The following is a 12,979-nucleotide window of genomic DNA, read 5'->3' as shown; positions in this document are numbered from 1 at the left end:
GGTGGCCATACCACTGAGTGCGGACCGGCTGGTCTCGGCGCTCCGCGCGGAGGGTTGCACCGTCCACGAGGTTCCCGGATGGCGCGACCACAACCGCAACCACCGCGGCGCCTGGGGGCCAGTGCACGGCGTGATGGTCCACCACACCGTCACCGGACCCGGCACGGACGTCGTCGGCCTGATCTACAACGGGCACAGCGTGCTGCCTGGCCCGCTCGCGACCGGCTGCATCACCAAGGACGGCGTCGTCCACCTCACCGCCAACGGCCGCGCCAACCACGCCGGTGGCGGCGACGGGGCCGTGCTCCAGGCGGTGATCGACGAGTCCTACGGTGACCGCCCGCCAGCGCCGCAGAAGCACGACGGCTCTCCAGGCGCGGTCGACGGCAACGCCCGCTTCTACGGCTGGGAGTGCGAGAACGAGGGCGACGGCCGGGACCCGTGGCCCCGCGTCCAGTACGACGCCATTGTCCGGGCGACCGCGGCGATCTGCCGCGCGCACGGCTGGGGCCCCAAGTCCGGTATCGGCCATCTGGAGTGGTCGGACTGGAAGCCCGACCCGCGCGGCTTCGCCATGAAGGACTTCCGCGCGGCGGTTGCCGAGCGGCTGGCACACGAGCCGGGCTGGAACCCGGGTGAGGAGGACGACGTGGCTCTCACGGACGCGGACATCGAGAAGATCGCCCGGAAGGTGCTGACGCTGGACGGCGTCATCGTCAATGCGGTCAACGATCCGAACAACACGCACATCGCTCTCGCCAGCTCGGCGCGCAACATCGAGACCATCGTGCGCCGGGTTGAGGCCAAGGTCATCGGCCTGGGCGCTCCGACGGTGTCGGACGCACAGGTGACAGCACTGGCTGCTGCGATCGCCGCCGACTCGGCACTGGCGGATCGAATCGCGGAGAAGGTCGCCGTCAAGCTCGCAGCCCGCCTCGCCAACTAGTCCTCACAGAACAGGAGATCGACCATGAACAGTCTCTTCCCGTCCGTGATGCGCACCGTGGTGCCGCTGCTGGTCGGCTGGGTCCTGTCGGTCACGGGCGCACTGGGTATCGAGGCCGACTCGGTGGCCGTCGCTTCCGGGGTCACCGTGCTGGTGACCGGCGTCTACTACCTGGTGTTTCGGGCGCTGGAGCAGGTCGCGGCGCGTCTGGAGTGGGAGCCCGTGCGGGTCGCGGCGGGGCTGCTGCTGGGCTGGGCCCGGCCGCCGGCGTACGCGCCACCGACTGGCGCGGCGGTGAGGGAGTGACGCCGCCTGAGACGACTTCTGTCGCCGTCGAGCTGGCCAACCTGAGGAGCGATATCGGCAGCTTCGGCCGAGACCTCGGCGAGATCAAGACGTCCTGCGCTGTCCTCGTCGAACGTTCTGCCCGCACAGAGCAGGACGTGCGTGACCTCCGGCGCGAGTTGGAGGACGAGGTCAAGAGACTCCGCGAGGACGAGCTGAAGCCGCTGAAGGCCGACCTGGACGCGGTGAAGGGCCGCCAGTGGCCGCTTCAATCGATCGCCGGTCTGGCGTCCGTGACTGCGATCGGGCTGGGTATCTGGACGGCGGTCGGCCGGTGAATCCGGGCGACGCGGTCTGGGGCGGCCTGATCCTGGCCGGCGCGGCGTTCGAGGTGTACGCGCTGCGCAACGCCAGGGAGGGCGACACGCTCAGCGAGTCGACCCGCCGCTGGTTCCGGGTCCACACGAAGGCGGGCAAGGTGTTGTTCGTCGTCGGGTGGGTCGGGTTCAGCGTGTGGTTCCTTGATCACATAGTCGGCTGACCGGCCGCTCGGGGCCTCGTCCGCTACTGCGGGCGGGGCCCTCTGCCATGCTGAGGGCATGGACTTCGCAGACGCTGTGATCGCCAAGAACCTCGCGTTCGAGGATGCCAAGCAGCGCATCCTCGCCAGCGCCGACGAGGTGGCTGCTGAACTGACCGAAGCGCTGCTCCCCGAGGACCTGCGCGCTGCTGGTCTGCGCTTCGCCTTCGAGCTCGGCGATCCGCAGTAGCCGCTACGCAGCTTCGACGACGTCCCTGCGCTCGACCTGCTGCAGCTCGGCGAGGAGCCGCCAGTACGTGGCCCGCTGCTCGTCGTCCAGCTGCACCGCCGGGTGTCCACCTGGCCCGAGCCACAATTCGCGGATCGCCTGGTTCAACTCGGCAGCCGAACGCACGCCATCAGCGGTCACAAGATCGGGGGACATGCCACCAGCGTACGCGGCCCCTTCCGTCACAGACCCCCCACACGAGAACGGCCCCGCCCCTACCCTGGACAGTGCGACCCGTACCAGGAGAAGGGCGAGACCATGCCATCCGATGCTACCCCGGACCCCTACGCCGACCCGCTGAAGTTCGGCCAGCGGGTGCAGATCCTCCGCGAGCGCCGAGGCATGACCCAAGCGCAACTCGCCGACCTCGTCGGCCTGTCACCGCACACCCTCCGCAAGATCGAGAACGGGCAGCAGAAAGCCCCCGCCCTCGACATGGTGATGCGCATCGCCGAAGCCCTCCGGGTACGCGACCTCGCCGACCTCACCGGTCACCCGGAGACCCACGTGGACCTCTTCATCGGCCCCGGACACCCCCGCCTCGCCGCAGTCAAAGCCGCCATCGACAACTTCTCTCTTACGGCAGACACGGAGCCGCCGCCCGTGGCGCACCTAGAGGCCCGGCTCCATGCGGCATGGAAAGCCAGGCACGAGGCGCCGAACCACCGCGAGGTCATTGGCCGGCTGCTGCCCGACCTGCTCCGCGACGCTCAAGCCCTCGTCCGGCACGCAGACTCCGCAGCGGACCGGCGCGCAGCCCAGTCGCTCCTCGCCCAGACCTACAGCCTCAGCCAGTTCTTCATCGCCTACCAGCCCGACAGCAGTCTGCTGTGGCGGGTCGCCGAGCGAGGCATGGTCGCCGCCCAAGACTCCGGAGACCCCCACGCCATCGGCGTCGCCGCTTGGCTCCTCGCTCAAGCACACCGGGACTCCGGCGCACGGCACTTCGACGCCGCCGACGCCATCAACAGTGAAGCCGTGGGCTACCTCGCCCCCCTGCTCCCGGACGCCTCCGACGACGTCCTGGCCATCGCGGGCGCCTTGGAATTCGAGCTCGGCTACACGGCGGCCCGGCGCCGCGACACCGGCACCGCGTGGAGACACTGGGACAAGGCCCGCAAGATGGCGAAGCGGCTGCCCGCCGACTACTTCCACCCTGTCACCAGCTTCGGCAGGGCCATCATGGGCGCCCACGCCGTGACGGTGGCGGTGGAGCTGCACCAGGGCGGCGAGTCCGTCCGGCAGGCCGCGCAGGCCGACGAGAGCACCATCCAGTCCCGCCCCCGCCGCGCCCGCCACCGCATCGAGGAAGCCCGCGGCTACCAGCTCGACAACCAACCGGACGTCGCTATCGCGTCGCTGGAGAAGGCGTACGAGTCCGCGCCGGAGACGATCCGCTACAACGGCTACGCGCGGGCCATCCTGCTGGAGCAGGTGGAGTCGACCCAGGCGCCGCGCCGGCGGCGTGCGTCCGAACTGGCGGTGAAGGTGGGCATTTTGACAGCGTGAGGTACCGACCGGATTCCGGTCGGCGATACGTCTGAGGGGCCTCTACGGTCGTTGGTGTGAGACGGATCACCACGACCGTGGAGGCCTTCGTGGCAGGGGAGACACGCACCAGCAGCAGCGCTGACGTTGGCGCCCTGGCCCTGCTACCGATCCCCCGAACGTCCACGCTGACCGCGTTACAGGCCCGCGGCGCGGCCTGCGTCTGGTGCCAAACCCTCCTCACGATCGAGACCGCTGTCGACCTCGGCGAGCGGCCCGCGCCGGGCGGGGTGACTCTCTTCCCCCGCGGCTGCCCTGACTGCGTACGCGCTGCGGCGCTCCGCACGTATGGCGTGCACTCCGGCGCCTGCGAGCAGTGCGTCGACAACCCCATCGTGTGCGACACGCGTCGCGCTCTGCGCCGTCTCGCGCTGGAGGTGCACGGATGATCCTCGCCGAGACGCCCGAGCAGGCCGCCCTGTGGGACCACTGCCTGGCGTGCCCGACTTGCCGGGCTATCGACGCCCAGGGCGTGAACCTCAACCTCCCCTGCGAGACCGCCGTCCGCCTCACTGCGGAGTATCGGCAGGCGCGCCGCAGCACCTGATCGGCCCCAGACTCCCGCCCGAGCCGAGTTGACCTGGCAAGGCGCCCCGGCCCGGGCGGGCCATCCCCATCCGGCACAACCGAAGGAGATGACCGTGACGATACCTCCGGGCCCCATGGACCCGCCCGACAACCCGGCCGTGCCCGCTCTCGCGCGAATGCTCATCACCGACGAGCAGTTCGCCAGCGTCCGCAGCACCGTGATGGACGCCAACCCGGACATGAGCGAGGAGATGGCCGGCCGGATCGTCGACGAGGGCCTGAAGTTCGTGGCTGCCTGCGCAACCAGCCCCGGCTTAGGTCTGGCTCCGTCGCGGGTCGTGGATGAGGGCTGGCACGCTCTCATCCTCCACACCGCCATGTACGCCGACCTGTGCCAGGCCCTGGGCGGCTTCGTTCACCACTACCCGGGCTACGACCCCACCAACTACGACCCGCCCATCCTGGACCGGACCCGCGAGACCATCGCCGCGCTCGGCTGGGTAGCGGACCCGGAGCTGTGGGGCCCGCCGTCCGACGACACCCTCGTCTCGGTAGCCGCGAAATGCCAGCACGCCCCGGACTGCACAATCGTCGTCCAGCCAAAGCCCAAGCCGAAGCCGGGTTAGCCTGCCCGGGAAGGGAGGCCCGATGTCCGAGTGGATCGATCCGCGGTACGCGGAGATGGTCGCGGCGTGGAGGCGCACTCAGCAGCCCGAATCGCGTGACCCGCAGGAGCGGCCGGTGCGGGGGTTCGTCATCCCGCCCAAGGGCTGATGCTCCAGGAGCCCCGGCCGAACCCGGTCGGGGCTTCACCGCACGAGGTCGGCGAGCGGCACGCCGAGGGCGTCGGCGATGCGGAAGAGGTTGTCCAGCATCGGGGATGCGTGGGCCTGCTCGATGCGGTTGATGGTCTGCCGGTCCATGCCCGCGAGTTCGGCGAGCTTCTCCTGGGTGAGGTTGGCGTGTAAGCGGGCGTCGCGGATCCGGTCGCCGACTTGACGGCGGCGTTGGAGGATCCAGTCGGGGGGTGGGGCGGATGGCACTCGCCCACGCTTGCCCCTAAGTGATCTTGAGTCAGTATCGCGGACCGTACATTTTTCGATCTCGGGCGGGTAGCTGAGTGGCAGGTCAGCGCGATGCGTTAGTTGACAAGTGAACATCCTGTAACACGCGCGTAACAGAATGCGCTTACCGAGGCAGCGTCACCCCACAGACCCGGCATGGGCGCGCCGGCGCGGCCCGTGCCGGATGGGCCGTCCACCCGTCGCGAGCACCCCCTCGGCGATGGGTGGGCGGTCCCCAGGTCAAGAAAAAGCAAACTCACTCGAACGAGTGAACGATTGCCTCGTGACCTTTGTACGCTGCACGCGTTACAACAGGACAGCCAGGGCGGGGGATGGTCCCACCCCCCAGGTGGACCCCCCGCCCTGGTCTCAAAGGGATCGAGAAGACGGCCCCCGCGGATTCATCTGCGGGGGCCTTCGTCGTACTCGGACTGGGAGAGTGGGAGACGACTGGGAGATGATCACGTCGAGAGCGATCGAATCCCCACTAGTCTCATCTAGTTCCCTCTAAGTGCATCTAGCGAGAAATGGATCTCAGCCCCCGGGATCAGCCCGCCGACTCGGCCGCGTGCGGGCTCAGGGCACCCATGCTGACCAGGGCGATGATGAGGATGCCGAGCGCGATGCGGTAGTAGACGAACGGCATGAAGCTCTTGGTCGAGATGAACTTCATGAACCAGGCGATCACCGCGTACCCGACGACGAAGGCGATGATCGTCGCGAAGATCGTCGGGCCCCAGGAGACGTGGCCGCCCTCCGTCGCGTCCTTCAGCTCGAACAGGCCCGAGGCGAGCACCGCGGGGATGGCGAGCAGGAACGAGTAGCGGGCCGCGGCCTCGCGCTTGTAGCCCATGAACAGACCACCGCTGATGGTGGCGCCGGAGCGGGAGACGCCCGGGACGAGCGCCATGGCCTGGCAGGCGCCGTAGATCAGGCCGTCCCGCACACCCAGGTCCTCAAGGGCCTTGCGCTGCTTGGGCGCGCGATGCTTGCCGCCGCTCTCGTCGCGGGCCGCGAGCCGGTCGGCGACACCCAGGACGATGCCCATGACGATCAGCATCGTCGCGGTGATCCGCAGATCGCGGAACGGCCCCTCGATCTGGTCCTTCAGCGTCACGCCGAGCACACCGATCGGGATCGAGCCGACGATCACCAGCCAGCCCATCCGGGCGTCGGGGTCGCTGCGCAGCGACTTGTCGGTGAGGGAGCGCGCCCAGGCCGAGATGATCCGCCCGATGTCCTTGCGGAAGTAGATCAGCACGGCCGCCTCGGTGCCGATCTGCGTGATCGCCGTGAAGGCGGCGCCCGGGTCCTTCCAGTCCGCGAAGGCCGCCGTCAGCCGCAGGTGGGCGCTGGAGGAGACGGGGAGGAACTCGGTCAGCCCCTGGACGAGTCCGAGGATGAGTGATTCGAACCAAGACATGAGGTAGCGGAGTCCAAGTGCCGATCGTGGGACGGACGACGGGCACACCGGGCCGCCGTTGCGATGAACGGGGGATCATGTGTGCCGAGGGGGAAGCGTAGCGTCCCCGGAAGGCCGCCCGGACACAGGGGCTTGGAAGCGCTCGCCACCTGCGGGGATCAGGCCGTGGCCGGTCCGGTCACCGTCCAGCCGGGCGCCTGGGGGCGAGCCGTGAGGTCCTCGTGCCGCACCTCGTCGCCACAGGCGCGGCAGGTGACGGCCGGGGCGAGGGGCCGGCCGCAGGAGTGCTCCAGGACCATCGGGCGGTCGCCGTCGGGCCGCAGATGGCGGTCGCCCCACGCCATGAGGGTCATCAGCACCGGCTCCAGCTCCAGTCCCGCCGGCGTCGGCCGGTACTCGAAGCGCTGCGGGCGCTCGCTGTAGAGGTGCTTGGCCAGGATCCCGGCGTCGACGAGCCGGCGCAGCCGGGTGGCCAGGACGTCGCGTGGCGCGCCGATGTTGCGCACCAGCTGGTCGAACCGTCCGTTGCCCAGGCACACCTCCCGCAGCACGAGCAGGGAGTACTTCTCGCCGACGAGCGCGAGGGTGTCGGCGATGGAGCAGGGGCGCGGGTCCTTGGGGGCGGCCATGAGGCCCAGTGTAGGAGAGGGTTGGAATTTCCAACTCGTGGGGCTACGGTGAGTTCGGATTTCCTACTCACTGGTAGCCCGTGGAGGCCCGCACATGCGTGACGCAGTGATCGTCGAAGCCGTACGCACCCCGATCGGCAAGGGCAAGCCGAACGGCGCCCTGGCACACGTGCATCCCGTGGAGCTCCTCGCCCACACCCTGCGCGCCCTCGTCGAACGGTCCGGGGTCGACCCGGCGCTGATCGACGACGTCATCGGGGGCACCGTCGACCAGGTCGGCGAGCAGGCCATGAACACCACCCGCTACGCCGTGCTGTCCGCCGGGTTCCCCGAGTCGGTGCCCGCGACCACCGTGGACCGCCAGTGCGGCTCCTCCCAGCAGGCCGTGCACTTCGCGGCGCAGGGCGTGCTCTCGGGCGCGTACGACATGGTCGTGGCCTGCGGTGTGGAGTCGATGAGCCGGGTGCCGATGTGGTCGAACGTCCCCGAGGGAGCGGACCCCTTCGGCCCCGGGGTCGCCCGGCGCTACCCGGAGGGGCTCGTCCCGCAGGGGATCAGCGCCGAACTGATCGCCGCCAAGTGGTCGATCGGCCGTGAGCGGATGGACGCCTTCGCCGTCTCCTCGCACCACAAGGCCGCCGAGGCCTGGGAGAACGGCCTCTTCGACGCCGAGGTCGCGCCCCTGGAGGGCGTCGCGCGCGACGAGTGCGTACGCCCGGGCAGCACCCCCGGGATCCTCGCCGGCCTCAAGCCCGCCTACCACGACCCCGGCTTCGCCGAGCGCTTCCCGCAGATCGAGTGGAACGTCACGGCGGGCAACGCCAGCCCGATCAACGACGGGGCCTCGGCGGTCCTCATCACGTCGAGCGAGACGGCGGCCCGGCTCGGCCTGCGTCCGCTCGCCCGGCTGCACAGCTTCGCCGTCACCGGCTCCGACCCGCTGCTGATGCTCACGGGCGTCATCCCGGCGACCGAGAAGGTGCTGCGCCGGGCCTCACTCACCCTCGACGACATCGACCTGTTCGAGGTCAACGAGGCGTTCTCCAGTGTCGTACTGGCCTGGCAGCAGGAGACCGGCGCCGACCTCGCCCGGGTCAACGTGCACGGCGGGGCCATCGCGCTCGGGCACCCCCTCGGTGCGAGCGGCACCCGGCTGACGACGACACTGGTGCACGCGATGCGGCAACGAGGTGCCCGCTACGCGCTCCAGACCATGTGCGAGGCGGGCGGACTCGCCAACGCCATGGTGCTGGAGCGGGTGTGAGCCGGGTGTGACAAGGCGTCAGAGGCTGCGCAGCTGGTGCCGCTTGCGCCAGGCCACCACCACGCCCCCCAGGGCGGGCAGGGCGATGCACGCCATCGCGATCAGGAACGCCGGTGAGGTCGGGGTGGAGGCGCGGGCGCCCGCGACGGCGTAGGCGGCGGTGTTCGGGATCGAGCCGAGGCCCGTGGCCAGCAGGAACGGCAGCAGGCCCATGCGGGAGACCGAGGCGCAGTAGTTCGCGGCCCAGAAGGGCACGCCCGGGAACAAGCGCACCATCAGCATCGAGCGGAAGCCGTGCCGGCTGAGCTGGCCGTCCGCGGCCTTCAGCCAGCGCCCCCGCAGCAGCGGCCGCAGGGCGTCCTGGCCCAGCGCCCGGCCCAGGCAGAAGGCGATCCCGGCGCCGAGCACCGTGCCCGTCAGTGCCACGCCGAGGCCGAGCTGCGAACCGAACAGGGCGCCCGCAGCGAGGTTCAGCAGCGGCCTCGGCACGAACGCCACGGTGCACACGCCGTACGCGGCCGTGAACACCAAGGCCGCCGCCGCACCGCCGAGCTGTGGTGGCCAGCCCTCCGTCAGCAGCCGCTGCGGCTCGAACAGGAGCACCCCGCACGCGCCCGCGGCCAGCAGGACGACGAGCAGGGACAGGCGGGACCAGGGGGAGAGCAGAACTCTGGTGCAGCGAGCGGCGAAACGGGTCGGTACGGCGGGCGGGACGGTCGTTGCCGGGGGAACGGCGACGGCGAGCTCCGCGGCGGTGGCCCGGGGAGAGGCCGTGGCGGTGCCCCCAGAGCGGGTGGTGGCATCGAGCATCCGGTGACACTAACCGACAAATGTGTGTGATCGCCGTATGGTTCGTCTCACCGGCGTCACAGGACGCGGCCCGCGCGCCTGTGCGCCGGGCCGATGAAAACCGTTCGACGTGCGGTGAAGCGTCGGCAATGATCGAGGGCATGTTCCGGCACGCCTTCGCCCTCGCAGCATCCGTGGTCACGGATGCCCCGAAGGCTGCCGTCGTCGATCTCACGGCCGTCATGGACGGCGCCCGAAGCTGACCCTCTCCGGTTCGTCCGGCGGACCCCGCAAGGGGAGGGTCGGGCAGGTCCTCGGGGTCCCACTCTCTTCTTCGCCCATCAGACGCTTCGAGGTACGTCCATGTCCAAAACGGCTTATGTCCGCACGAAACCGCATCTCAACATCGGCACGATGGGTCATGTCGACCACGGCAAGACCACGTTGACGGCCGCCATCACCAAGGTCCTCGCCGACCGCGGCAGCGGCGCCTTCGTGCCGTTCGACCGGATCGACCGGGCGCCCGAGGAGGCGGCGCGCGGCATCACCATCAACATCGCGCACGTGGAGTACGAGACCGACACCCGGCACTACGCGCACGTCGACATGCCGGGCCACGCCGACTACGTCAAGAACATGGTCACCGGCGCCGCGCAGCTCGACGGGGCGATCCTGGTCGTCTCCGCGCTCGACGGGATCATGCCGCAGACGGCCGAACACGTCCTGCTCGCCCGCCAGGTGGGTGTCGACCACATCGTCGTCGCCCTCAACAAGGCCGACGCCGGGGACGAGGAACTGACCGACCTGGTCGAGCTGGAGGTCCGCGACCTGCTCACGGCCCACGGCTACGGCGGTGACTCCGTGCCGGTCGTACGGGTCTCCGGCCTGAAGGCCCTGGAGGGGGACCCGCGCTGGACCGCCTCCGTCGAGGCGCTGCTCGACGCGGTGGACACGTATGTGCCGATGCCGGAGCGGTACCTGGACGCGCCGTTCCTGCTGCCGGTGGAGAACGTGCTGACCATCACCGGGCGCGGGACCGTCGTGACCGGGGCGGTCGAGCGGGGCGTGGTGCGCGTCGGCGACCGCGTCGAGGTGCTCGGGGCCGGTGTCGAGACGGTGGTCACGGGGCTGGAGACCTTCGGCAAGCCGATGGAGGAGGCGCAGGCCGGGGACAACGTGGCGTTGCTGCTGCGGGGGGTTCCCCGGGACGCCGTGCGGCGGGGACACGTGGTCGCGGCGCCGGGGAGTGTGGTGCCGAGCCGGCGCTTCACGGCCCGGGTGTATGTGCTGTCCGCGCGTGAAGGCGGGCGTACGACGGCCGTCTCCAGCGGGTACCGGCCGCAGTTCTACCTCCGTACGGCGGATGTGGTGGGGGACGTCGACCTGGGTGACGTGGCTGTGGCTCGGCCCGGTGACACGGTCGTGATGACCGTGGAGCTGGGGCGGGACGTGCCGCTGGAGGCGGGGCTGGGATTCGCCATCCGCGAAGGCGGGCGGACCGTCGGTGCGGGGACGGTGACCGCGGTCGGTTGAGGCCGTGGGGGACTGCGGGGCCGTTGTGGCTGGTCGCGCAGTCCCCCGTGTCCCGGAGGGGCATCGCGGCGCGGGCACAATGAGAAGGTGAACGAGCCTGTACCCGTCGCCCGGTCCGTCGACCACGGGTTTGCCAAGCTGATGCCCGACGTCGACCGGGCCCGGGCCTGGTTGCTGACCGTGGACGGGGCGCCGCAGTCCTACGTCGACCTGGACGAACCCGGGCATCTGGAGTTCGAGTACACCCGGCGGCTCGGGCACGTCCTGGATGTCGTGGCCGAGCCGGGGCGGGCGCTGGACGTGGTGCATCTCGGGGGAGGGGCGCTCACCCTGCCGCGGTACCTCGCCGTGACCCGGCCGGGCTCGCGGCAGGACGTCGTCGAGGCCGACGGGGGGCTGCTGGAACTGGTGGCGGAGCATCTGCCGTTGCCGGAGGGCGCGGCCGTCGCCCTCCACACGGCGGACGCCCGGGCCTGGCTGGAGAGGGCCCCGGCGGACTCGGCGGACGTTCTCCTCGCGGACGTCTTCAGCGGGTCGCGGGTGCCGGCCCACCTCACCTCCGTCGCGTACGTCCGTGAGGTCGCGCGGGTGCTGCGGGGGAGCGGCTTCTACCTCGCCAACCTCCCCGACGCCGCGCCCTTCGCCTTCCTGCGGTCGCAACTCGCCACCCTGGCCACCGCTTTCGAGGAACTGGTGCTGATCGCCGAACCGGGGGTGCTGCGGGGGCGCCGGTTCGGGAACGCGGTGCTCGTCGCCGGGCACCGGCCGGTCGACGTCGCCGCCCTGACCCGCCTCACCGCCGCCGACGCCTTCCCCGCCCGGGTCGAACACGGGCCCGCCCTGCGGAGGTTCATCGGCGGCGCCCGGGCGGTGCGCGACGAGGACGCCGTCCCGTCACCCGAGCCGCCCGACGGGGCGTTCGGCATCGGCTGACGCGGGCCGCGTGCTCGCCGCCCTCCGCGAACAACAGCCGATGACGCGGCACTTGATGCCTGCGAAGCATCCCTGGCAGCACCGGTGACCGAGCTCCCGTGACGCGATGCTCCGGTGAGTCGGGCCCGCACCTGTCGCAGGGGCGGGCCCGTTCCGTTGGCCGGGTCGGCGGGGGGTCAGCCGCCCGTCGGCTCGCCGTGGAGGCGGACCGTGCTGAGGATCTTCATGATGGTCTTCTCGGGCACCTCGCCCTTGACGCCCTTGGCGCCGTAGAGGCTCCACGCGACGAAGTCACCGGCGGAGTTCTTGAAGCCGAACGTGATCGCCTTGCCGTCGCTCGCGCACTTGCCCTTGTCGGGTGTGTTCTCCGAGTGGGCCCGGGCGATGCTGCCCTTCACGCCCGAGGCGGTGGTGTAGGGCTCGGCCTTGTCGTCGGTCTTGACGCTCTTCTTGTCCGGCTGCGTGTAACCGCCGTACACCCACCAGGCCACCTGGTTCACGGCGACCTCGTCCGTGTCCTTGGCGCCGTCGGCTCCCTTGGTGCCCGCCCCGGCCAGGGACTCGGTCTCCGACCTGCCGTCCTTGTCCTCGTCGCTCGTGCACCACTTCGACTTGTAGAACGCCGGTGCCGACATGGTGATGAGCGGCTTGCCGTCGTCGGACTTCTCGTCCTCGAAGAAGACGGACGTGCCCGGGGAGGCCACTTCCCAGTCGGCGGGGACGTCGAAGGCCGTGCCCCACTTGGGGTTGATGACGACCTTCCAGCCCTTGACCGTCGGCTTGGCCTCCTCGCCGCCGCGCGGGTTGTCGCCGGTGGCGGGGGCGCTCGGCTCCTCGGCCGGCGCGCTCGACGCCGGCTTGTCGTTCTTGCCGCCCTTGCCACCGTCGGCCGTGTCGTCCTTGTCGCCGCCCAGCACCAGGAAGCCGGTGACACCGGCCGCCACGACCACCGCCGTGGCGGCGATGATCGCGACCAGCTTGGTCCGGTTGCCACCGCCACCGCCCTGCGGGGGTTGCGGCGCACCGGCCGGCCCCGGGGCTCCCCACTGCGGTTGCTGTGCATAGGGGTTGGGCTGCTGCTGGTATCCCGGCTGCTGGTAGGGATTCGGCTGCTGGTACCCCGGCTGCTGGTACGGGTTGTTCGCCTGCGGGTTCTGCTCGCCCCCGGGCTGCTGCTGTCCTGGCCACATGGGCAGTCACCCTAGCCGCGCCCCGGACACGATTCGGT

General features: G+C 70.5%; 20 protein-coding genes. 14 read left to right on the top strand and 6 right to left on the bottom strand.

Going from position 1 to position 12,979, the window contains the following annotated elements:
* Position 1: 1 nt before the first annotated feature.
* From ACFV20_RS19165 to ACFV20_RS19145, 5 genes are read left to right on the top strand one after another with little or no spacing between them, the layout of a single operon-like run.
* Positions 2 to 946: an N-acetylmuramoyl-L-alanine amidase gene (locus ACFV20_RS19165; RefSeq protein WP_385658071.1), complete on the top strand. Its 945-nt coding sequence runs from the start codon at positions 2 to 4 to the stop codon at positions 944 to 946.
* Positions 947 to 970: 24 nt separating this feature from the next.
* Complete coding sequence (locus ACFV20_RS19160; protein WP_385658070.1) at positions 971 to 1,252, top strand: hypothetical protein; 282 nt, start codon at positions 971 to 973, stop codon at positions 1,250 to 1,252.
* On the top strand, positions 1,249 to 1,569 hold the full coding sequence (locus ACFV20_RS19155) for a hypothetical protein (protein WP_385658069.1): 321 nt from the start codon (positions 1,249 to 1,251) through the stop codon (positions 1,567 to 1,569). Before ACFV20_RS19160 ends, ACFV20_RS19155 begins: the two co-directional genes overlap by 4 nt.
* Positions 1,566 to 1,772 (top strand): hypothetical protein, encoded by a 207-nt coding sequence (locus ACFV20_RS19150; protein WP_385658068.1) that lies wholly within the window; start codon positions 1,566 to 1,568, stop codon positions 1,770 to 1,772. The genes ACFV20_RS19155 and ACFV20_RS19150 overlap by 4 nt, the downstream gene beginning before the upstream one ends.
* A 58-nt stretch (positions 1,773 to 1,830) precedes the next feature.
* Positions 1,831 to 2,001, top strand: coding sequence for a hypothetical protein (locus tag ACFV20_RS19145; RefSeq protein WP_385658066.1), 171 nt, complete (start codon positions 1,831 to 1,833; stop codon positions 1,999 to 2,001).
* Positions 2,002 to 2,004: 3 nt separating this feature from the next.
* Here the strand turns inward: ACFV20_RS19145 and ACFV20_RS19140 are convergent, their stop codons facing one another.
* Entirely contained in the window at positions 2,005 to 2,196 is a 192-nt protein-coding gene (locus ACFV20_RS19140; RefSeq protein ID WP_385658064.1) for a hypothetical protein, read from the bottom strand.
* 102 nt (positions 2,197 to 2,298) lie between these two features.
* Here ACFV20_RS19140 and ACFV20_RS19135 point away from each other — a divergent pair, with 102 nt between their 5' ends.
* The 5 genes from ACFV20_RS19135 to ACFV20_RS19115 all read left to right on the top strand — a co-directional run bounded on the left by ACFV20_RS19135 (position 2,299) and on the right by ACFV20_RS19115 (position 4,890).
* Positions 2,299 to 3,549 (top strand): helix-turn-helix transcriptional regulator, encoded by a 1,251-nt coding sequence (locus ACFV20_RS19135; RefSeq protein ID WP_385658062.1) that lies wholly within the window; start codon positions 2,299 to 2,301, stop codon positions 3,547 to 3,549.
* A 56-nt stretch (positions 3,550 to 3,605) separates the two neighbouring features.
* Positions 3,606 to 3,977, top strand: a complete 372-nt coding sequence (locus ACFV20_RS19130) for a hypothetical protein (RefSeq protein WP_385658060.1) — start codon at positions 3,606 to 3,608, stop codon at positions 3,975 to 3,977.
* The gene (locus ACFV20_RS19125; RefSeq protein ID WP_385658058.1) at positions 3,974 to 4,135 is read left to right on the top strand and encodes a hypothetical protein; all 162 of its coding nucleotides are present in this window, start codon (positions 3,974 to 3,976) and stop codon (positions 4,133 to 4,135) included. Before ACFV20_RS19130 ends, ACFV20_RS19125 begins: the two co-directional genes overlap by 4 nt.
* A 115-nt stretch (positions 4,136 to 4,250) precedes the next feature.
* Positions 4,251 to 4,742, top strand: coding sequence for a glycine-rich domain-containing protein (locus tag ACFV20_RS19120; RefSeq protein WP_385658296.1), 492 nt, complete (start codon positions 4,251 to 4,253; stop codon positions 4,740 to 4,742).
* Positions 4,743 to 4,764: 22 nt separating this feature from the next.
* Entirely contained in the window at positions 4,765 to 4,890 is a 126-nt protein-coding gene (locus ACFV20_RS19115) for a hypothetical protein (protein ID WP_385658056.1), read from the top strand.
* A gap of 35 nt (positions 4,891 to 4,925) precedes the next feature.
* On the opposite strand, the gene ACFV20_RS19110 is transcribed toward ACFV20_RS19115, so the two are convergent.
* The 3 genes from ACFV20_RS19110 to ACFV20_RS19100 all read right to left on the bottom strand — a co-directional run bounded on the left by ACFV20_RS19110 (position 4,926) and on the right by ACFV20_RS19100 (position 7,232).
* The gene (locus ACFV20_RS19110) at positions 4,926 to 5,276 is read right to left on the bottom strand and encodes a helix-turn-helix domain-containing protein (protein WP_385658054.1); all 351 of its coding nucleotides are present in this window, start codon (positions 5,274 to 5,276) and stop codon (positions 4,926 to 4,928) included.
* A gap of 451 nt (positions 5,277 to 5,727) precedes the next feature.
* Positions 5,728 to 6,603, bottom strand: coding sequence for an undecaprenyl-diphosphate phosphatase (locus ACFV20_RS19105; protein ID WP_385658053.1), 876 nt, complete (start codon positions 6,601 to 6,603; stop codon positions 5,728 to 5,730).
* Between the two features lie 158 nt (positions 6,604 to 6,761).
* Positions 6,762 to 7,232: a winged helix-turn-helix transcriptional regulator gene (locus tag ACFV20_RS19100; protein WP_385658052.1), complete on the bottom strand. Its 471-nt coding sequence runs from the start codon at positions 7,230 to 7,232 to the stop codon at positions 6,762 to 6,764.
* Positions 7,233 to 7,326: 94 nt separating this feature from the next.
* On the opposite strand from ACFV20_RS19100, the gene ACFV20_RS19095 reads away from it, so the two are divergent.
* Positions 7,327 to 8,496: a thiolase family protein gene (locus ACFV20_RS19095; protein ID WP_385658050.1), complete on the top strand. Its 1,170-nt coding sequence runs from the start codon at positions 7,327 to 7,329 to the stop codon at positions 8,494 to 8,496.
* An 18-nt stretch (positions 8,497 to 8,514) separates the two neighbouring features.
* Here ACFV20_RS19095 and ACFV20_RS19090 read toward each other — a convergent pair whose 3' ends face one another.
* The gene (locus ACFV20_RS19090) at positions 8,515 to 9,306 is read right to left on the bottom strand and encodes a TVP38/TMEM64 family protein (RefSeq protein ID WP_385658048.1); all 792 of its coding nucleotides are present in this window, start codon (positions 9,304 to 9,306) and stop codon (positions 8,515 to 8,517) included.
* A gap of 20 nt (positions 9,307 to 9,326) precedes the next feature.
* Here ACFV20_RS19090 and ACFV20_RS19085 point away from each other — a divergent pair, with 20 nt between their 5' ends.
* The 3 genes from ACFV20_RS19085 to ACFV20_RS19075 all read left to right on the top strand — a co-directional run bounded on the left by ACFV20_RS19085 (position 9,327) and on the right by ACFV20_RS19075 (position 11,751).
* Entirely contained in the window at positions 9,327 to 9,548 is a 222-nt protein-coding gene (locus ACFV20_RS19085) for a hypothetical protein (RefSeq protein WP_385658046.1), read from the top strand.
* Positions 9,549 to 9,648: 100 nt separating this feature from the next.
* Positions 9,649 to 10,818, top strand: coding sequence for an elongation factor Tu (tuf, locus tag ACFV20_RS19080; protein WP_385658044.1), 1,170 nt, complete (start codon positions 9,649 to 9,651; stop codon positions 10,816 to 10,818).
* A gap of 87 nt (positions 10,819 to 10,905) precedes the next feature.
* Entirely contained in the window at positions 10,906 to 11,751 is an 846-nt protein-coding gene (locus ACFV20_RS19075) for a spermidine synthase (protein ID WP_385658042.1), read from the top strand.
* 176 nt (positions 11,752 to 11,927) lie between these two features.
* On the opposite strand, the gene ACFV20_RS19070 is transcribed toward ACFV20_RS19075, so the two are convergent.
* Entirely contained in the window at positions 11,928 to 12,941 is a 1,014-nt protein-coding gene (locus tag ACFV20_RS19070; protein ID WP_385658040.1) for a hypothetical protein, read from the bottom strand.
* Between the last annotated feature and the right edge of the window lie 38 nt (positions 12,942 to 12,979).

Source organism: Streptomyces sp. NPDC059696, from assembly GCF_042733745.1.
Lineage (GTDB): Bacteria > Actinomycetota > Actinomycetes > Streptomycetales > Streptomycetaceae > Streptomyces.
This window is presented reverse-complemented; position numbering and strand designations above follow the sequence as displayed.